Source organism: Cellulomonas sp. URHE0023 (genome assembly GCF_000688475.1).
GTDB lineage: Bacteria > Actinomycetota > Actinomycetes > Actinomycetales > Cellulomonadaceae > Cellulomonas.
Window position 1 is genome coordinate 55517 of record NZ_JIAN01000005.1, and the last position, 19815, is coordinate 75331.

Here is a 19815-nt window from a genome sequence, read left to right on the forward strand (position 1 = left end):
GACGATGGCTGACCTGCGGGAGACCGGCACGACACCGACCGGCGCGGTGCCGCTCGGACAGTGCGCGCTGCTGCTGCGTCCCGACGACGACGTCGCGGTGACGACGACCACCCTGCAGGCCGGCACGCGCGTGCGCACCGCGACCGGCGAGATCCTCCTGACGGGCGAGGTCCCCCGCAGCCACAAGCTGGCGGTCCGCGACGTGGCCGCCGGGAGCGCCGTGCACAAGTACGGCCAGTCGATCGGGCTCGCCCTCGTCGACATCCGCGCCGGCACCCACGTCCACACGCACAACCTCGGGATGGACGACACACAGCGGTCGTACGAGTTCGGCACCGTCCACGCGACGCTGGAGCCCGCCGTCGGCCCGGTCCGCACGTTCGAGGGATACCACCGGGTGAACGGCCGGGTCGGCACCCGCAACTTCGTGGGTGTGCTCACGTCGGTCAACTGCTCGGCGTCGTCCGCGAAGATGATCGCCGACCAGTTCCGCGGGATGGCCCTGGACGCCTTCCCGAACGTCGACGGCGTCGTCGCGCTCACCCACCAGAGCGGCTGCGGCCTCGTCCCGGGCAGCGAGGGCGCCAACATCCTCCTGCGCACGCTGCGCGGGTACGCCCAGCACCCGAACTTCGGCGGTCTGCTGGTGCTGGGCCTGGGGTGCGAGATGGTCCCGGTGCAGTCGCTCGTCGACGGCCTCGACCTGCCGGCGGACACCCTCGTGCAGACGCTGACCATCCAGGACACCGGCGGGGTGCGCGCCACGGTGCGCGCGGGTGTCGAGGCCATCCGGGCGATGCTTCCCGTCCTCGACGCGCGACGGCGGGCTCCGGCACCGATCAGCGAGCTGGTGCTCGGGTTGAACTGCGGTGGCTCGGACGGCTACTCGGGGATCACGGCCAACCCCGCGCTCGGTCGCGCATCCGACCGGCTCGTCGCCGCCGGCGGCACGTCGATCCTGGCCGAGACGCCCGAGGTCTTCGGCGCGGAGCACCTGCTGACCCGCCGCGCCGTCTCCGAGGCGGTCGGCCGGCGGCTGCTGGACCGGATCGACTGGTGGCAGGCCTACGCCCGCGCGGGCGGCGGCACCCTGGACAACAACCCCTCGCCCGGCAACAAGGCCGGCGGCCTCACCACGATCCTGGAGAAGTCGCTCGGTGCCGTGGCCAAGGGCGGCCAGGCGGACCTGAGCGCGGTGTACGAGTACGCCGAGCCCGTGACCGAGCACGGCTTCGTCTTCATGGACACGCCCGGCTACGACCCCGTCTCCGTGACCGGGATCGTCGCCGGTGGGGCGACCGTCGTGTGCTTCACCACGGGTCGCGGATCCGTCCTGGGTTGCCGGCCGACGCCGTCGATCAAGCTGGCGACCAACACCGAGATGTTCGAGCGCATGAGCGACGACATGGACCTCAACTGCGGCCGCATCGTCGACGGGACGGCGACCCTGGACGAGGTGGCCGACGAGATCTTCGAGACGATCCTGGCGGTCGCCTCCGGACGCCGGACCGTGAGCGAGGAGCTGGATCTCGGCCAGGAGGAGTTCATCCCGTGGCAGCTCGGCACCGTGACCTGATGCTCGACCTCCGCCGCCGCGTCCGTCGTCCCCGAACGTCCCACGACCTCTGAGAGCGAACCATGACCGCCACCCTGCACGACACGCCTCGGCTCACCGTCCACCCGGACCGGCTGCTGCCCGCCGACCCCGTCGTGCGTGCGATCGCCCGCCGGCTCTACGAGCAGGTGCGGGACCTGCCGATCATCTCCCCGCACGGTCACGTCGACCCGCGCCTGCTGTTCGAGGACGCACCCTTCCGCGATCCCGCGGAGCTCTTCGTCTCCCCGGACCACTACGTCACCCGGCTGCTGCACGCCTCGGGCGTGCCGCTCGAGGCACTCGGCGTGGGGCAAGGGCCGCTGAGCGAGGCCCGGGCGCGGGAGGCCTGGCGGCTGCTGTGCGCGCACTGGCACGTCTTCCGTGGGACTCCTGTGCGGTACTGGCTCGAGTCCGAGCTGGCCGAGATCTTCGGCGTGACGCAGCGCCCCTCGCCCGAGACGGCCGATGCGATCTACGACCACCTCGCCGGCTTGCTGAGCCAGCCCGCGTACAGCCCGCGCGCCCTGTTCACCCGCTTCAACATCTCGGTCCTCGCCACGACGGACGACCCCTGCGACGACCTGTCGGTGCACGCAGCCCTCGACGCCGACCCGACCTGGTCCGGCCGGGTCATCCCGACCTTCCGCCCCGACAAGTACCTGGAGGCGTCGGCGCCGGGCTGGGCGCAGGCCGTCGAGCGGCTCGGTGAGGTCTCGGGGATCGCCACGGACACCTACGCGGGCTGGGTCGGCGCCATGGAGGCCCGTCGCCGGCACTTCGTCGAGCACGGCGCCCGTTCCGCGGACCACGCCCACACGGATGCGGGCACGGCGCCGTTGGAGGCAGCCGAGGCCGAGCGGGTCTACCGCGCCGCGACCGCCGGCACGGCGACCACCGCCGAGGCCGTCGCGCTCCGCCGGCACATGCTGCTCGAGATGGCCCGGATGTCCACCGAGGACGGGCTGACCATGACCCTGCACATCGGGGTGCGCCGAGGGCACCACGGACCGTCGGCGGCGCGTTTCGGCCCCGACACCGGCCACGACATCCCGTTGCGCACGGACTTCACGGACCCGCTGCGCCCGCTGCTCGAGAGGTTCGGCACGCACCCGAACCTCCGGCTCGTGCTCTTCACGCTCGACGAGACGTCGTTCTCCCGCGAGCTCGCACCGCTGGCCGGCTTCTACCCCTCGGTCTACGTGGGAGCGCCGTGGTGGTTCCTGGACGCCCCGGAGGCGGTGCGGCGCTGGCGCGGTGCCGTCACCGACACCGCCGGGTTCTCCCGGACCTCGGGGTTCATCGACGACACGCGGGCGTTCTGCACCATCCCGGTGCGGCACGACATGTCACGCCGACTCGACAGCGGGTTCCTCGCGCAGCTCGTCGCCGAGCACCGGCTGGACGAGGACGAGGCACTCGACACCGTGACCGACCTCGTCGTCGGCCGTCCCCGAGAGGTGTTCGCTCTGTGACGGAGCTGCACCGGTCGGCCGCTGCCCCGCCCGTGCGGCACGTCCACCTCGGGCTCGGCAACTTCTTCCGGGCGCACCAGGCCTGGTACAGCGCGCACTCCGCCACCGGGTGGGGCATCGCCGCCTTCACGGGCCGCGCCTCGGACCGCTCGCGCGCGATCGTCGACACGCTCCGCTCGCAGGACGGTCTCTACACGCTGGTGACGCGCGGGAGCGACGGAGACCGGTTCGAGGTCGTCGGAAGCATCGCCCGAGCCCACACCGCCGACGACGGCCCGGCCTGGCTCGGCTACCTGAGCGACCCGCAGGTGCAGGTCGTCACCACGACGGTCACGGAGGCGGGCTACCTGCGCGCAGCCGACGGCGGGCTCGACGTGTCCCGGCCGGAGGTCGTCGCGGACCTCGCCGCGCTGCGTCGCGAACCCTCGGCGTCGGTCTCGACGGCGCCAGGGCTGCTCGTCGCCGGCCTCGCCGCTCGCCGTCGGGCCGGGGCCGGACCTCTGACCGTGGTGCCGTGCGACAACCTGCCCGCCAACGGCGCTGCGGTCGCGCGCGTCGTCGGCGACCTGGCGGAGCGGGTGGACCCCGCTCTGGCCGCCTGGATCGCGTCGCACGTCGCCTTCGCGACGACGATGGTCGACCGGATCACCCCCGAGGCGACGGACGCCGACCGCGCGGACGTCGAGGCGTCGACGGGTGTGCGGGACCGGGCGACCGTCGTCACCGAGCCGTTCACCGAGTGGGTGATCAGCGGGGACTTCGCCGCCGGACAGCCGGACTGGCAGGACGCCGGTGCCACCTTCACCACCGACGTCGCGCCGTTCGAGGAGCGCAAGCTCTGGCTGCTCAACGGCGGGCACTCGCTGCTCGCGTACGCCGGCTCCTTGCGAGGTCACGTGACCGTCGCCGACGCGATGCGCGACGAGACGTGCCGCGGCTGGTTGCGCGAGTGGTGGGACGTCGCTCTGCGACACCTGAGCCTGCCCGCCGACCAGAACGCCGCCTACGTCGCCGCCCTGACCGAGCGGTTCGCGAACTCGCGGATGCGTCACCGTCTCGACCAGATCGCCTGGGACGGCTCGCAGAAGCTGCCCATCCGGGTGCTCCCCGTCCTGCGCCGTGAGCGGGCGGTGGGCCAGCTCCCGGGCGCGGCGACCCGCACGCTCGCCGCCTGGGTCTGCCACCTGCGCGGTGCCGGGGCGACGGTGACCGACGTCCGCTCGGCCGAGCTGCTGCCACTGGCGTCAGGGCCGCTCCCCGACGCCGTCCGACGGGTCGTGGAGGTCCTCGACCCGGAGATCGCCGCGGACGGCCCGCTTGTCGACGCGGTGGCGACCCAGGCCGGCGAGCTGGTACGCGGCTGACGGCTCAGCGGTCGACGCGAGCCCCGCCGCCCGCCGCGAGCTTGAGCACGTCCGCCTTGGTCACCATGGTGGTGTCCCCCGGCGTCGTCATGGCGAGAGCCCCGTGCGCGGCGCCGTACTCGACAGCCGTCTGGAGCGGTTGCCCGTCGAGCAGGCCGTAGATCAGACCCGAGGCGAACGAGTCACCGCCGCCCACGCGGTCCATGATCTCCAGGTTGTCGCGCTGGGTGGCCTGCACGACGCCCGTCTCGCGGGACCAGGCGAGGGCACCCCAGTCGTTGATGCTGGCGGAGCGGACGGTGCGCATCGTCGTGCCGATCACCGCGAAGTTCGGGTACGCCTGAGCCGCCCGCTCGATCATCGCGGCGAACGTGGCCACCTCGAGCTCCGACAGGGACTCGTCGACCCCCTCGACCTCGAACCCGAGGCTCGCCGTGAAGTCCTCCTCGTTCCCGATCATGACGTCGATCGAGCTCGCGATCTCGCGGTTGACCTCCTGCGCCCTGGCCTTGCCGCCGATCGACCTCCAGAGGCTCGGGCGGTAGTTCAGGTCGTAGGAGACGACCGTGCCGTACTTCTTGCCGACGGTCACGGCCTCGAGGACCGTCTCCGCGCTGGACTCGCTCAGCGCGGCGAAGATGCCTCCGGTGTGCAGCCACCGCACGCCGAGCTCGCCGAAGAGGTGCTCCCAGTCGACGTCACCAGGCTTCAGCTGGGAGGCGGCGGTGTGCCCACGGTCGGAGACGCCGACGGCACCGCGGACGCCGAAGCCGCGCTCGGTGAAGTTGAGCCCGTTGCGGACCTCGCGCCCGATGCCGTCGTACGGGACCCACCGCAGGAACGCTGTGTCGAGGCCGCCCGTCAGGATGAGGTCCTCGACGAGCCGGCCCACCTCGTTGTCCGCGAGCGCCGTCACGACAGCCCCACGCAGGTCGAAGGCACGACGCAGCCCGCGGGCGACGTTGTACTCGCCGCCGCCCTCCCAGGCGCGGAACGTGCGCGCGGTCCGGATGCGTCCCTCACCGGGGTCGAGACGCAGCATCACCTCGCCGAGCGCGACGACGTCGTAGCGGCACTCGGCCGCCGGGCGGATGTTCAGGGCAGCCATGGTGTGGTCCTCGGGTCGGGGGTCAGGGGTGTGCTAGCGCGACGGCGTCGGCCACGAGCCGCGCGATCCCGTCGACGTCTCGGGCACGGATCCGGTCTCGGGGGACCATCCACGAGCCACCCACGGCGGCCACAGCCGGGATCGCGAGGTACTCGTGCAGGTTCGCGGGCCCGATGCCGCCGGTCGGTACGAAGCTCACGCCCCCGAACGGAGCAGCCAGGGCAGCGATGGCGGGTGCGCCCCCCGACGTGCCGGCAGGGAAGAACTTCACGGTCGTCAGCCCGAGCTCGAGCGCGGCCTGGACCTCGGTGGCGGTCACCGCCCCCGGCAGGGCGAGGACGCCGTGCTCGGCGCACCGCTCGACGACGGCCCGCGACAGGCCGGGCGAGACCACGTAGACCGCGCCGGCGGCGACGGCCTGGTCCACCTGCGCCACGGTCAGGACGGTTCCCGCTCCGACGAGCACGTCGCCGCGCGCCGCCAGCACCCGGATCGACTCTTCGGCTGCCGCCGTGCGGAACGTGACCTCGGCGACGGGCAGCCCTCCCGAGACGAGTGCGCTGCCGAGTCCGTCGGCGTCGGCTGCGTCGTCGATGACCACGACCGGGACCAGTCGAGCGGCCCGCAGCGCTGCGAGTGCGTCCACGCGATTCCCTTCGAGGCGTTCCGTTAGGCGGAATAGTCATACCGCTTGCCGGAACAGCATCGCACAGTCAGCTGCCCTCCGGCGCACCCAGCGACATGCCGTCAGGCAGCAGGGGCGGGAGAACCGACCGCATCCGGTCGTTCAGCCACCCGATCCGGTCCGCGGTCATCCGGTCCGCGGGCGCCGTCACGCTCACCGCTGCGACTGCCGAGCCCGAACGCATCAGGGGCACCGCGACGCAGCTGATGCCGACCTCGTTCTCCTGCTCCTCGGTCGCCCAGCCCCGGGTCCGCGCGCGCACCAGCTCGGACCAGACGTGGTCCTGGTCGACACCCTGCCCGCCCGCGGTCCCTACGTAGGCGCCGAGCATCGCGCGGTCAGTTCCCCGGAACGCCAGCAGGGCCCGGCCCAGGGCCGTCGTGACCGCAGGGCTCCGGCGTCCCACCGCCGACCAGACCCGCACCGAGCGCTCCGGCTCGACCTTGTCGAGGTAGACCACGTGCGTCCCGCTCAGCACACCGAGGTGCACGAGCTCGTCCGTGGCGCCGCTCAGCGCCACGAGCGCCGGGTGCAGCAGGACCGGAAGGTTCTCGTCACTGAAGTAGTCGTCGGCGAGCCGGGTGGCCGCAGGGCCGAGCACGTAGTTCCCGGACGGTGCCTGCGTCGCGAACCCGCGGTGGCGCAGTGCTGCGAGCGTGCGGTGGACGGTCGTCTTGTTGATGCCGACGGCCGTGGCGAGGTCGGCGAGACCGAGTCCAGCCGAACCGCCCCGCGCGAGCGCCTCGAGCACGAGGAGCGCCCTGTCGACGGACTCGACGGGCGAAGCCGCACTCGTAAACGGTTCGACAGGCGAGGACATGGGGCCAACCTAGCGGCCCGACAGCAGGCACCAGCGAGCTCCGTGCCGCGCCGGTCTGCTGGCGCCAGGCGCGTGTCCTGCTGCGTCTACCGGTCGGACGGCGGAACGTGGCCGAAGCGATGCAGCGTCCGGCTGACAGCCTGCTCGCGCACCACCGTGAGCAGCTCGCGGTGGGCACTCGCGACGACAGCCGCGTCCAGGACCGTCACCTCCCCCAGCCGGGTGACCGCGGCCTCCCGCAGGTGAGGGGCGTCACCGATCACCCGGATCCGCCCGGTGACCCAACCGTCACGGACGCGAGCGGCGAACGTCTCGTGCGTCTCGGACTCGACGGAGCTGACGGTCACGCGCACGCCCGCGGTCTCGGCTGCGTGCCGGACCCGTGCCACATGGGCCGGCGGCGCACCGTCCCCGATGCGGATCGTCAGCAGCGGGACCGGCCGGTACCGCAGCACGTTCGCCTCGACCCGGAGCTTCGACGGGTCGTGCTCGACGGAGAGCTCGTCAGCCCACACCCGGTCGTCGTCCGCCGAGGCCCAAGCCAGCCACGACTCGTCGTCGGAGGGCACCTCGGGCGAGTCCGACCACGAGCCGATCTGTGCGACGTAGTGCGGACCGCCCGCCTTCGCGCCGGGGCCGACGGTCGAGGCCTTCCACCCGCCGAACGGCTGCCGCCGCACGATCGCACCGGTGATGTGCCGGTTGACGTAGGCGTTCCCGACCTCCACGCGGTCCAGCCAGTGCGCGATCTCCGTCTCCTCCAGCGAGTGCAGCCCGCCCGTCAGGCCGAACGGCACCGCGTTCTGCACCTCGATCGCCGCGTCGAGGGTCTCCACGAACACGATCCCGAGGACCGGCCCGAAGCACTCGGTCAGGTGGAACCACGAGCCTGGTTGGACGCCGAACTTCACGCCCGGCGACCAGAGTCGTCCCTCCTCGTCGAGCCGACGTGGCTTGATCAGCCACGACTCGCCCGCGTCGAGCGTGGTGAGCGCTCGCAAGAGTTTCCCGCTCGCGGGTTCCGTCAGAGGGCCGACGGCGTTGCCGAGGTCCGTCGACGGGCCGACCCGGAGCGACGACACGGCGTCGGCCAGCTGCCGGCGCAGCCGGTCCGAGCGGCCGGCCGAGCCGACGAGGATCGCGAGCGACGCGGCCGAGCACTTCTGGCCGGCGTGCCCGAACGCCGAGCGCACCAGGTCGGCAACGGCGAGGTCGACGTCCGCGGACGGCGTGATGACGAGCGCGTTCTTGCCCGAGGTCTCGGCCAGCACGTCGAGGGACGGCCGCCAACCGGCGAACAGGCGGGCGGTCTCGATCGAGCCCGTGAGCAGGACGCGCGAGACCGACGGGTGCGTCACGAGATGCCGGCCGACCGGCCCCTCGGGGCTGAGCACCACGGTGAGCGCACCGGGAGCGTCGAGGCCACGCTGGATCGCGGCCATCGCGACCTGGCCGCACAGGGGCGTCTGGGGAGCGGGCTTCACCAGAACCGGGCTCCCGGCCGCCAGCGACGCGAGCACCGAGCCCACCGGGATGGCGACCGGGAAGTTCCACGGTGGTGTCACGACGGAGACGCCCGACGGTGTGTGCACGGCACCCTCGACGGATGCGAGGTCGACGGCGCGGTCCGCGTAGTAGCGCGCGAAGTCCACCGCCTCACTCACCTCGGGATCGGCCTCCGCCACCGTCTTTCCCGCCTCGTGGACCATCGCGGCGACCAGGTCGGAGCGCGCCTCCTCCAACGACTCGGCGACCCGGTGCAGCGCCTTGGCCCGGTCCGCAGGGGACGTCGCGCCCCAGCCCGGCGCCGCCGCGACGGCGCGTGCCACCACCTCGTCGACCTCGGCGATCGACGACACGAGCACCGCCCCCGGCGGGACGTCGATCTCCCGCTCGACGATCCCGCGTGCCCACGCTCGCGCGAGCGCCGCTGCCGGATCGGTGTCCGGGGTGTTGGCGAACTCGTCGGACAGGTCGAGCGCGGGCCGCGCGACGCGACGAGGTGCCGTGGGCGGAAGCAGCCGGTCGCGGTAGGCCGTGCGGAACGCCGACTCCTGGGCGTCCATCGCGGCCTCGTCGGCGAACAGCGCGTGCAGGAAGTTCTGGCTCGCGGAGTTCTCCTCGAGCCGCCGCACCAGGTAGGCGATGGCGACGTCGAAGTCGTGCCGCGCGACCACCGGTGTGTAGAGCAGGACGGAGCCGACGGTGTCACGGACCGCACGTGCCTGCGCCGGTGCCATGCCCTGGAGCATCTCGACGTCGAGCGCCTCGCCGACTCCGCGTTCCTGCGCGAGCAGGTGTGCGGCCGCGACATGGAACAGGTTGTGACTCGCGACGCCGACGCGCAGGTGCCGGGTGCGCTCGGGCGCCAACGAACGGTCGACGAGCCGCAGGTAGGCCGCGTCGACGTCCTGCTTGGACCCGTAGGGCGCCTGGGGCCAGCCGTGCAGCTCGGACTCCACCTGCTCCATCGCGAGGTTGGCGCCCTTGACCAGTCGGACCTTGAGCCGGGCCGCGCCCGTACGTCCTCCGGCGACGGAGGTCAGCTCGTCGAGCGCGTCGGACGCGTCCGGCAAATACGCCTGGAGCACGATCCCCATCGGCGCCTCGCTCAGCGCGGGGTCCGACGCCAGCCGCTCGAACACCCGGATCGTCAGCGCGAGATCGCGGTACTCCTCCATGTCGAGGTTGAGGAACGTGCCGTGCTTCGCGGCGGTCAGGTACAGCGGCCGCAGCCGGTCGACCACCCGTGCGACCGAACCCTCGGTGTCCCAGGTGGACAGCTGGCTGGCCACCGCGGAGACCTTGACCGACACGTAGTCGACGTCCGGCCGCTCGACGAGCGCCGTGACGCGAGCCAACCGCGCGGCCGCCTCGCGCTCCCCCAGCACAGCCTCGCCCAGCAGGTTGAGGTTGAGGCGAAAGCCGTCGGTCCGCGTGCGGGCCAGGTGCTTCGCCAGCCCCGGCCCGTCGTCGGCGACAAGATGCCCGACCAGTGACCGCAGGCGCTCCCGGGCGGCAGGCACGACGACCGCCGGGAGGATCGGTCCCACGCGCGACCCCAGCCCGAGCATCGCCTTGTCGGCTGGTCCGAGGAACCCTGCCGACGACGCGGACAGCTCGGCCAGCTCGCGGGCGGCCACCCGGACGTCCTGCGGGCGGGCCACCCGGTCGACGAACCGCACGGCGAGCTCGAGGCCGGCGGGGTCGGCGACCAGCGCCGCAAGCCGACCTGTCGTCCGCCGTTCCCGAGCCGTCTGTTCTTCGGCGGTGGCTGTGAGCCACTCACGCGCCAGGTGGACCGCATCGTTCGTGACGTCCTGCGACATGCCGCTCCTTCGTCGGGAATCCGATCCAGTCTCTTCCTTGAGCCGTCCGACGGCCAGATCGCGTACCCGTACCGCGGCCGTTCCGAGACACGATCGTTTCCGCAGCGTGGACTCTCACGGCTCGCCCCTCGGGCATCCCCGGTCCCCCGCGCCCGGGGTGACAAGGTGTCCAGCGTGACCGACATCACAGACACCCCGGAATCCGCGAGCCCGCTCGACACCGCCAGGGCGCAGCTGGCCTCTGCCGTCGACCTCCTCGGCTACGACGAGGGCCTGCACCGCATGCTCGCCACCCCGCGCCGCGAGATGAACGTCGCGGTTCCGCTGCGTCGCGACGACGGCGAGATCGAGCTGTTCATGGGCTACCGCGTCCAGCACAACATCTCGCGCGGACCCGGCAAGGGCGGTCTGCGGTACGCGTCGTCGGTCGACATCGACGAGGTGCGCGCGCTCGCGATGTGGATGACGTGGAAGTGCGCCGTCGTCGACGTGCCGTACGGCGGCGCCAAGGGCGGTGTCACGATCAACCCGCGCGAGCACTCCGTGAGCGAGCTCGAGCGGGTGACCCGCCGCTACACCAGCGAGATCATGCCGATCATCGGCCCTGAGCGGGACATCATGGCGCCCGACATCGGAACGAACGAGCAGACCATGGCCTGGGTCATGGACACCTACTCCGTCAGCCAGGGGTACACGATCCCGGCCGTGACCACGGGCAAGCCGGTGACCGTCGGTGGCTCGCTCGGCCGCGCGACCGCCACCTCCCGGGGTGTGGTGCACGCAGCCTCGGCGGCGCTCGGGGACGCGGGGGTGCAGCTCAACGAGGTGAGTGCCGCCGTCCAGGGCTTCGGCAAGGTGGGATCGCACGCAGCCCGGTTCCTGCACGACGCCGGGACGCGTGTGGTCGCGGTGTCCGACGAGACCGGCGGGGTCTTCCGCAGCGACGGGCTGGACGTCGCGGCGCTGCTGCGGCACGTGGAGGTGACCGGCAGCGTGGCCGGCTTCGACGGCGGCGACCCCATCGACAACACCGAGCTGCTGGCTCTCGACGTCGACGTGCTGGTGCCGGCCGCCGTCGAGGGCGTGATCGACTCGGAGACCGCGGTCAACGTCAAGGCGCGCTGGGTGGTGGAGGGCGCCAACGGTCCGACCACCGCCGAGGGCGACCGGATCCTCGCGGACCGCGGCGTCGTGGTCGTGCCCGACATCCTGGCCAACGCCGGCGGTGTCGTCGTCTCCTACTTCGAGTGGGTGCAGGCCAACCAGGCGTACTGGTGGACCGAGCGCGAGATCGAGGACCGCCTCGAGCACCGCATGGTCACCGCACACCGCGCCGTGGCCGCGCTCGCTCAGGCCGAGGGGATCTCACTGCGTGACGCAGCGCTGACCATCGGCGTCCGACGCGTCGCCGAGGCCCACCAGATCCGCGGCCTCTACCCGTAGGCGGGAGTACCGACGCGGTGCGCGACGTTGCGTACCTCGTGAGCCACGTACCTCTGTCAGTCCTCGACACCGCCCCCGTCTCCGTCGGCCAGTCCTCCGGCGACGCCCTCGCCGCCTCGACGGAGCTGGCCCGCACCGCCGAGGCGGCGGGATACGCGCGCTTCTGGGTGGCCGAGCACCACTCGATGGCCGCCGTCGCGTCGACCTCGCCAGGGGTGCTGCTCGCGCACCTCGCGGCGTCGACGTCCACGATCCGGGTCGGGTCTGGCGGAGTGATGCTGCCGAACCACCCGTCGCTCGTGGTCGCGGAACAGTTCGCGATGCTCGAGGCACTCCACCCCGGACGCGTCGACCTCGGCATCGGCCGGGCGCCCGGTGCCGACCCGATGACCGCCGCAGCACTGCGTCGAACGGTCGACGGCCTGGGTGCCGACGACTTCCCCGCGGAGCTGATCGACGTGCTGGTCCTGCTCGGCGTCCCGGTGACCGGTCACGCCGGCTCCCTGCGCGCCTCGCGGCTGTCCGCGACCCCCGCCGCGACCTCCGCGCCCGAGGTCTGGCTGCTCGGGTCGTCCCTGTTCAGCGCGCAGCTCGCGGGCCAGCTCGGCCTGCCGTTCAGCTATGCCAACCACTTCAACACGGGCCTGACGTTGGAAGCCGCTGCGGCCTACCGGTCCTCGTTCCGGGCGTCGCAGGTGCTCGACGAGCCGCACCTGATGGTCTCGGCGTCCGTGCTCGTCGCCGACTCCGACGAGGAGGCGTCGTACCTCGCTGGACCGAGCCGGGTGATGGCCCTCTCGCTGCGGTCCGGCCGACCGCTCGGACCGATCGTCTCGCCGTCCGACGCCGCCGCGGCCCTGGCAGAGATCGACCCCGTCCAGGCCGCCGAGTTCTTCGCGAAGTTCCCCGGCACGCAGATCGCGACCACCGCCGACCGCGCCGTCGACGAGCTGACCGCGCTGGTGGGTCGCACCGGGGCCGACGAGCTGATGATCACCGGCACCGCGTTCGACATCGCCACCCGCCAGCGCACCATCGAGGCGGTCGCCGCGCGCTGGCCGGCGACCGTCACGGCCTGAACGAGCTCGCGCGCGACCGTCGCGGCGACGCCACCGGGGGCGAACCTCGCGGTGGCGGCCCTAGACGGCCCGGTCGCCGGCGTGCTCGTCCCGGACCAGGGTCGCCGCACCGCCCGAGCCGTCCAGCTCGATCGTGTCGCCGTCCGGGGCGACCAGCTCGACCGGGTCGCCCAGCAGTCGCAGGATCCGCTGCTCGCAGGTCATCGCCTCGGGCGGGCCGGCCATCATCGTCGAGACCATCGGACCGAACACCAGACGCGTTCCGGCGAGCTCCCAGGTGCCGCGGACGCGGTTCACACCTGCGTCGCCGTACACCTGCCCGTCACCGTCGAACGTGAGGAAGGGTGCCGAGCGCAACCCGGCCGTGACGTCTGCGCCCTGGACCGCCGTGAACCGCCATGTTCCCGCGAGGTCGACCATGGGGCGATCCTGCCACCGCCCGACCCAAAAGGATCAGCCGCGCGGCTGACGATCCGCCCAGGCCTCCAACGTCACGCGCGGGCCCGTGTAGAACGGGATCTCCTCGCGGACGTGCCGGCGGGCGTCGGTGGCCCGCAGGTCACGCATGAGGTCGACGATGCGGTACAGCTCCGACGCCTCGAACGCCAGGATCCACTCGTAGTCGCCCAGCGCGAACGCGGACACGGTGTTCGCGCGGACGTCGGCGTACCCGCGCGCGGCCTGACCGTGCTCGACGAGCATCCGGCGGCGGTCGTCCTCGGGCAGCACGTACCAGTCGTAGGACCGCACGAACGGGTAGACGCAGACGTAGTCGCCGGCCGGCTCGCCCGCGAGGAACGCGGGGACGTGCGACCGGTTGAACTCGGCCGGGCGGTGCAGACCCACCACGGACCACACAGGCAGCAGGTGCCGGCCCAGGTCGCTCGCGCGGAACCGCTGGTAGGCCCCCTGGACCTCCTCGACGGTCTCGGCGTGCCACCAGACCATGAGGTCGGCGTCCGCCCGCAGACCCGCCACGTCGTACCAGCCGCGGATCACCAGACCGTCGTCGGCCACGGCAGCCAGCGCCTCGGCGACGAGCTGCGCACGATCGCGGTCGCTCTCGGGCAGCACCTCCTCGAGCGCGAAGACGGTCCACATGGTGTAGCGGACGGTCGCGTTCAGGGCTTCGGCATCGTGCGTCATCGCAGCGGTCTCCAACGGTTCAGGACAGCGGGTCGGTCGAGCAGGCGGCGGGGATGCCGGTCGGCTGGCCAGCACGCATCTGGCAGCAGCCCGGCGCGCAGATGTCGCGGAACGCGCCGAACGTCCCCACTGCGGCGCGGGGTGCGGGCTCGTCGCCCGCCTCGAGCGCCCGGGCCGTGGCGGCACGCTCCACGACGAGGTCCACGAGTCCGCGGACGAACGGTTCGCGGGTCCCGACGGAGTCCGCGCGCACGGCGACCAGGCCGAGCTCGGCGGCAGTCTCGAGCGCTTCGGTGTCGAGGTCGAACGCGACCTCCATGTGGTCGGAGACGAACCCGATCGGGGACAGGACGACGGCGGCCACGCCGTCGGACGCGAGTGCGGCGAGGTGGTCGTTGATGTCGGGCTCGAGCCACGGCTGGCTGGGCGGTCCGGAGCGCGAGCAGTAGGCCAGGTCCCAGGTGACCGGGTGACCGAGCCGGGACTCAGCGGCCGTGGCGACGACAGCGGCGACGTCGAGGTGCTGCTGGCTGTAGGTTGCGCCCGAGACCGTGGAGGCCTCCTCCATCGTGTCCGGGATGGAGTGGGTGACGAACACGAGCCTCGCGTCGGACGGCACCGTGGCGTACGCCTCGACGACGGCGTCGATGTTGGCTTCGACGAATCCCGGGTGGTTGAAGTACGAGTGCACCTTGTCGACGACGAGGGGGTGCTCGGGCAGGCCGAGGTCCGCGGCCAGCTCGTCCAGCGACGCCCAGAGGTTCTCGCGGTACTGGCGGCAGCCGGAGTACGACGAGTACGCGCTGGTCACGAGGGCGACCACACGCTGCGCACCGTCCGCATGAGCGGCCGCAAGCGCGTCCTTCGTGTACGGGGTCCAGTTGCGGTTGCCCCAGAGCACCGGCAGGTCGATGCCGCGGCGTGCGAGCTCGTCCGCGAGCGCGCGCTGCAGGGCGATGTTCTGACCGTTGATCGGACTGGCGCCGCCGAAGTGGTGGTAGTGCTCCGCGACGACGGCAAGCCGCTCGTCGGGGATGTTCTTGCCGGCGGTGACGTTGCGGAGGAACGGCATGACGTCCTCGGGGCCGTCCGGGCCGCCGAACGAGAAGAGCAGGAGCGCGTCGTACGGAGCGACGGAGCTGACGGCGGAGGGCGCGGGGGTGCTCACGACGGTGTCAGGGGCCACACGTCCGATCATCCCACCGGGTGCGATCAGGGCCCGAACGGAGCAGGCGTGAGATCGAAGGCACGCTTTGTCAGATCCTTCTCAGCGGGTGCACAGGGCCTCGCGAGCACCATGGCCACATGGAGATCTCGACCGTGCAGAGGGCATTCGCGTACGGCGGCGCGCTGGCGATCACGCCGTACCTGGTCATCAAGGTGTGCTGGGTCGTCGGCGCCCTCGTGGGGGTGCTGCCGGTCGACAGCGGTTTCAGCGTCGCCGAGTGGGTGACGCTCAACGTCGTGACGATCGTGCTCGCGGTCGGCGGGATCGCCCTGGCACTGGCGCTGGCGCAGCCGTGGGGCGCCCGCGTGCCGGCTCTGCCCGTGCTGACGTTCGCGTGGGTCGGCGCCGGCTTCCTCGTGCCGATGATCCCGTACCTGCTGGTCAGCAGCCTGCTCGGCGACTCGGGAGCACCCGCCGCATCGAGCGGGGACGGACCCCGCATGCCCGGGTGGGAAGGTGCGCTCATCCAGGTCAGCTTCGGGGGGCTCGCGCTCGCACTGGCAGTCGCGCTGCCGCTGTACCTGCGCGGGCGCTGGGGCGCGGCTCTTGTCGGCCGGCTCGCAGACCGGCCCGCTCCGGTCGTCCGCGTGCGCCACCGAGCGGCCTTCGCCACGGCCGCAGCCGTGGCCGCCGTGGACGCGTACTGGGCGGTCGGCGGCACGCTTGGACTGGCCGACCCAGGTGCACGAGCCACGGACTGGCGGCTCATGACCGCCACGACCGCGCTGTGGTCCGCCGCCGCTGCGTGGTCGGTCTGGGCGTTCGGTCGGGCCCGACCTGGCCGGCTCCCGGTCGCTGTCCCGTACCTCGCGATGTGGATCGGGTCGGGGATGCTCTTCGCCTGGAGCGCGTGGAAGCTGCCGTTCTCCGCCTACCTGGCGATGACACCCGACGCCGAGGCGCAGTGGCCCGAGGACCTCGCCGTCATGGCGGTGCGGTTGACGTTGGGAGTCCTCGCCGGCTTCCTCCTGCTGAGCACAGCGCTCGACACCTATCGCACCAGGTCGGGAGTCACCCCTTCACGGCTCCCCCGAGGCCTGCTCCGCGCAGGAACATCCGCTGGAAGATGAGGAACATCAGGATCGGGATGACGGTGGCGATCGCGTAGGCCGCCATCAGCGTCCCCTTGTCGGTCGTCGCCTCGATGGACGGCAGCCGGACGGAGAGCGGCTGCAGGTCGGGGTTGCGCAGCACGAGCAACGGCCAGAGGAAGTCCTTCCACGACGCGATGACCGCGAACACCGACACCACGCCGAGGATCGGCTTGCTCATGGGCAGCACGATCGACCAGAAGAGCCGGAACGGGCCCGCGCCGTCCATCCTCGCGGCCTCGAACACCTCACGCGGGAGGTTGTCGAAGAACCGGGCGACGAGGACGACGTTGAACGCGCTCGCGCCGGCCGGCAGCCAGACGGCCCAGTACGAGTTGACCAGCGAGTGATCGATCACCGGCGGGTGCAGGATGATCAGGTAGAGCGGCACGAGGAGCACGACCGCCGGCACGAACAGCGTGGCGAGCACGAGCCCCTGCACGTACCGGGCCCAGCGGGGTCGCAGGACCGACAGGACGAACCCGCCGGTCGTCGCGACGATCAGCTGCGACGCCCATGCCCCGATCGCCAGGATGACGGTGTTGACGAAGTACTTGCTGATGTCGATGCCGTACCAGGCATCGTGCAGGTTCGACCACTTGATGCCGTTGGGGAAGATCGCGAGCGGCGTCTTGAGGATGTCCTGCGTCGGGGTGACCGCGAACTTCGCGAGCAGGAGCAGCGGGCCGACGCACACGACGACCAGCCCGACGAGCAGCAGCAGGTGGATGCCGTTCCACGTGTGCTTGACCCGCGCCCGGCGCCAGTCGGCGACCGACAGGACGCTGCGGTCGACGTCCTCGCGGACCGCGTCCGTGCGCAGGACCTGGGCCTCGGGGGGCGACATCGAGCCCTCGTCGAGCGGCACCTCGGACGCGTCGGGAAGCGGGACGTTGCCGGGGGTGGGGGTGGTCGTCGTCACGAGGTGCTCCAGCTGCGGGTGATCCGGAAGTAGATCAGGGACATCACGGCCAGGAACGCGGCGAGCATGAGGCTGAGTGCCGTGGCCATGCCGTAGTTCCCGCCCAGGCTGTTCTGGAACGCGTACCTGTACACGAGGAGCAGGACCGTCACGGTCGCGTTCGCCGGACCACCGCCCGTGAACAGGTAGGGCTCCAGGAACACCTGGGCGGTCCCGATGATCTGCAGGATGAAGGTGATGAGCAGGACGCCGCGCAGCTGCGGCATCGTGACGTGCCAGATCTTGCCCCAGATGGACGCCCCGTCGACCTCGGCGGCGTCGTACAGCTCGGGGGGCACGCTCGTCAGTGCGGCGAGGTAGATGATCACGGTGCCGCCCGCCGCGGCCCACGTCGCCTCGAGCACGAGGGACGGCATGGCCGACGTCGCGCTCTGCAACCAGGGCTGCGGCGGTATCCCGACGTAGCCGATGATCGTGTTGAACACGCCCTCGGGCCGCGGGTCGTAGAAGAACTTCCACAGCAGGACGGCGACGACCGGCGGCACGACGACGGGCAGGTACGCCAGGGCCGAGAAGAGACCCTTCGCGCGGCGCGCCTCGCTCATCAGGACGGCCGCGATCAACGGGACCGGGTACCCGAAGATGAGTGCCAGCAGCGCGAAGTACGCGGTGTTGCGGATCGCGACGGGCAGCACGGGATCCGCGAACACGCGCTGGAAGTTCTCCAGGCCGACCCACGACGTGACGATGAGGTTCGTCTTCTGGAAGCTCATCACGACGGCCTTGACGATCGGCGCCCAGGAGAACACCCCGAAGATGACGAGCATCGGCAGCGCGAACAGCAGGGTGGTCAGGCCGCCGCCCCGCACCCAGGTGACAGGCGAGCGTCTCTGACCGGCACGTCGCGGCTCGGCGACGGTCTCCGGAATGGCCATCGGGTCCTTCTCTCGGCGCGTGGTCGTTCGACGTCGGCGCGTGGTCGTTCGATGTCGGCGGGCGGCCGGACGGTGCCCGGCCGGGAGCGAACCCCGGTCGGGCACCGTCCTGCGCGGATCAGCTCGCCTGGTCGATCAGGGCCTGCGACTGCTCGTTCGCGTCAGCCAGCAGCTGGTCCAGGTCGACGCTCGGGTCGGTCATGACCGCCTGCACGATCGGGAAGAGCAGCCCGTAGGTGTCCTGCGTGGCACGTGCCGCCTCGGGGATGACGGGCTGCGTGAACATGACGTCCGTGTAGCCCTTCATGTTGTCCAGCGGGACGTTGACGTAGTCCTTGATCCACTCCAGCGAGGTCGTGTACTGCTCCTTGCTGAAGATCGGGAGCGTCGGGGTTCCGACGGCCTGCGGCGGGTCCTGCTCCGCGAGGATCTTGGCGTCGGCCACGGCCTGGTCCTGGTCGACGAGCTTGGCGAGGTACCAGAAGTCGATCCACTTGACGGCGGCGTCCTTCTCGGCGTCGGTCGCCTTCGGGTCGACGGCCGCGTACGTGCCGCCACCGAGGGTGCCCGAGTCGTCGCCCTCGTTCGGGAGAGCCGTCAGGCCGTAGTCCAGGTTGTCCGCGGTGACGCCGTTGTTCTGCACCAGGGCGGTGTAGATGTCCGAGCCGGAGGTGTACATCGCGAACTGCCCGGCCGCGAAGCCGCTGTTCACGTCGCCCCAGCCGAGCTGGGTGTTCTCGAACAGCGAGCCGTCCGTCTTGAGGTCACCGAGGAACTGGAGCGACTCCTTGACCGCGGGGTCCGTCAGCGTGGCCTTGTACTCGTCGCCGTCCTGGACCTGCGTGCGGCCGCCGCGGGAGTACGCCGCTGCGGTGAGCTGCCAGCCGCCCGCGTTGTCGAGCGCCATCATCGCGTAGCCCGGCACGCCGGTCTTGTCATGGATGGTCTTGGAGTACTCACGGACCTCGTCCCAGCTCGTCGGCGGCTTGTCGGGGTCCAGGCCGGCGTCCGTGAAGAGCTTGCGGTTGTAGTGCAGCGCCACGGCGTAGATCGACTTGGCCGGGACGGCGTAGATCTTGCCGTCGTTGCTCAGGCCGGCTGCGAGGACCTGCTCGTTGAAGTCGCCCGCGTACGGGAGCTGCTGGACCTGGGCGTCGATGTCGGCGATCTGACCGTTCTGGATCAGCGTCTTGGTGTCCGTGGCGGGGACCTCGAACACGGTCGGCAGGGTGCCACCCGCGAGGTCGGCCGCGAAGGTCGACGCGAGCCAGTTGTACTCCTGCGTCTCGATCGTGATGTCCGGGTACTTGGCCTCGAACTGTGTCACGCGCTCGTTGAGCGCGTCGATCGCGGTCTGCTCGGCACCGGGCTGGAGCCCGGCGACGGTGATGGTGATCTTGCCGTCGCTGGACGCGGACGAGCTGTCGCCGGAGTCGTCGTTCGAGCTGCACGCGGCCAGCAGGCCGAGGGACAGCACACCGGCCATGGCGAGCGCGGTGGTGCGTGAGGACCTCATCGTCACTCCTTCGGGAGATAGTCCGTACCGGGCAGGATGCCAGGTCCGGGTCGTGCGGGCGGTCGTGTCGGTACGGGGGC

Annotated in this window: 16 protein-coding genes; 6 read left to right on the forward strand and 10 right to left on the reverse strand. The window is 71.6% G+C overall.

Annotated features, from left to right (window positions below; genetic code table 11):
* The first annotated feature begins 4 nt into the window (after positions 1-4).
* The 3 genes from N553_RS0100275 (at position 5) to N553_RS0100285 (ending at position 4433) form a co-directional block, all read left to right on the forward strand.
* Complete coding sequence (locus tag N553_RS0100275; protein ID WP_081844294.1) at positions 5-1576, forward strand: UxaA family hydrolase; 1572 nt, start codon at positions 5-7, stop codon at positions 1574-1576.
* Positions 1577-1638: 62 nt separating this feature from the next.
* Entirely contained in the window at positions 1639-3069 is a 1431-nt protein-coding gene (gene uxaC / locus N553_RS0100280; protein ID WP_028044877.1) for a glucuronate isomerase, read from the forward strand.
* Positions 3066-4433: a mannitol dehydrogenase family protein gene (locus tag N553_RS0100285; RefSeq protein WP_028044878.1), complete on the forward strand. Its 1368-nt coding sequence runs from the start codon at positions 3066-3068 to the stop codon at positions 4431-4433. Before uxaC ends, N553_RS0100285 begins: the two co-directional genes overlap by 4 nt.
* Before the next feature lie 4 nt (positions 4434-4437).
* Here the strand turns inward: N553_RS0100285 and N553_RS0100290 are convergent, their stop codons facing one another.
* The 4 genes from N553_RS0100290 to N553_RS20320 form a co-directional block, all read right to left on the reverse strand.
* Positions 4438-5541, reverse strand: a complete 1104-nt coding sequence (locus N553_RS0100290) for a sugar kinase (RefSeq protein WP_028044879.1) — start codon at positions 5539-5541, stop codon at positions 4438-4440.
* Between the two features lie 22 nt (positions 5542-5563).
* Positions 5564-6187 (reverse strand): bifunctional 4-hydroxy-2-oxoglutarate aldolase/2-dehydro-3-deoxy-phosphogluconate aldolase, encoded by a 624-nt coding sequence (gene eda, locus N553_RS0100295; protein WP_028044880.1) that lies wholly within the window; start codon positions 6185-6187, stop codon positions 5564-5566.
* 67 nt (positions 6188-6254) lie between these two features.
* Positions 6255-7046 (reverse strand): IclR family transcriptional regulator, encoded by a 792-nt coding sequence (locus tag N553_RS0100300; protein WP_028044881.1) that lies wholly within the window; start codon positions 7044-7046, stop codon positions 6255-6257.
* A gap of 86 nt (positions 7047-7132) precedes the next feature.
* Positions 7133-10375 carry a bifunctional proline dehydrogenase/L-glutamate gamma-semialdehyde dehydrogenase gene (locus tag N553_RS20320; RefSeq protein ID WP_034620362.1) on the reverse strand — a complete coding sequence of 1081 codons (3243 nt, stop codon included), beginning with the start codon at positions 10373-10375 and terminating at the stop codon, positions 7133-7135.
* A 174-nt stretch (positions 10376-10549) separates the two neighbouring features.
* On the opposite strand from N553_RS20320, the gene N553_RS0100310 reads away from it, so the two are divergent.
* Together N553_RS0100310 and N553_RS0100315 are read left to right on the forward strand one after the other, a co-directional pair.
* Positions 10550-11818 carry a Glu/Leu/Phe/Val dehydrogenase gene (locus N553_RS0100310; protein ID WP_028044882.1) on the forward strand — a complete coding sequence of 423 codons (1269 nt, stop codon included), beginning with the start codon at positions 10550-10552 and terminating at the stop codon, positions 11816-11818.
* A 38-nt stretch (positions 11819-11856) separates the two neighbouring features.
* Positions 11857-12897: an LLM class flavin-dependent oxidoreductase gene (locus tag N553_RS0100315; protein ID WP_028044883.1), complete on the forward strand. Its 1041-nt coding sequence runs from the start codon at positions 11857-11859 to the stop codon at positions 12895-12897.
* Positions 12898-12957: 60 nt separating this feature from the next.
* Here the strand turns inward: N553_RS0100315 and N553_RS20325 are convergent, their stop codons facing one another.
* The 3 genes from N553_RS20325 to N553_RS0100330 are packed head-to-tail and all read right to left on the reverse strand — an operon-like array spanning position 12958 to position 15241.
* Positions 12958-13317, reverse strand: a complete 360-nt coding sequence (locus N553_RS20325) for an META domain-containing protein (RefSeq protein WP_034620363.1) — start codon at positions 13315-13317, stop codon at positions 12958-12960.
* 33 nt (positions 13318-13350) lie between these two features.
* Positions 13351-14043, reverse strand: coding sequence for a hydrogen peroxide-dependent heme synthase (gene hemQ, locus N553_RS0100325; RefSeq protein ID WP_028044884.1), 693 nt, complete (start codon positions 14041-14043; stop codon positions 13351-13353).
* Between the two features lie 19 nt (positions 14044-14062).
* Complete coding sequence (locus N553_RS0100330) at positions 14063-15241, reverse strand: ferrochelatase (protein WP_028044885.1); 1179 nt, start codon at positions 15239-15241, stop codon at positions 14063-14065.
* 107 nt (positions 15242-15348) lie between these two features.
* Between N553_RS0100330 and N553_RS20330 the strand changes: the two genes are divergently transcribed.
* On the forward strand, positions 15349-16341 hold the full coding sequence (locus N553_RS20330) for a hypothetical protein (protein ID WP_051639715.1): 993 nt from the start codon (positions 15349-15351) through the stop codon (positions 16339-16341).
* On the opposite strand, the gene N553_RS0100340 is transcribed toward N553_RS20330, so the two are convergent.
* From N553_RS0100340 to N553_RS0100350, 3 genes are all read right to left on the reverse strand, one after another.
* On the reverse strand, positions 16283-17284 hold the full coding sequence (locus tag N553_RS0100340) for a carbohydrate ABC transporter permease (protein WP_369796636.1): 1002 nt from the start codon (positions 17282-17284) through the stop codon (positions 16283-16285). The two genes, N553_RS20330 and N553_RS0100340, sit on opposite strands and share 59 nt — an antisense overlap.
* Entirely contained in the window at positions 17281-18219 is a 939-nt protein-coding gene (locus N553_RS0100345) for a carbohydrate ABC transporter permease (protein WP_197029874.1), read from the reverse strand. The genes N553_RS0100340 and N553_RS0100345 overlap by 4 nt, the downstream gene beginning before the upstream one ends.
* A 118-nt stretch (positions 18220-18337) precedes the next feature.
* A complete protein-coding gene (locus tag N553_RS0100350; RefSeq protein WP_028044888.1) occupies positions 18338-19735 on the reverse strand; it encodes an ABC transporter substrate-binding protein in 1398 nt (465 codons plus the stop codon).
* Positions 19736-19815: the final 80 nt, after the last annotated feature.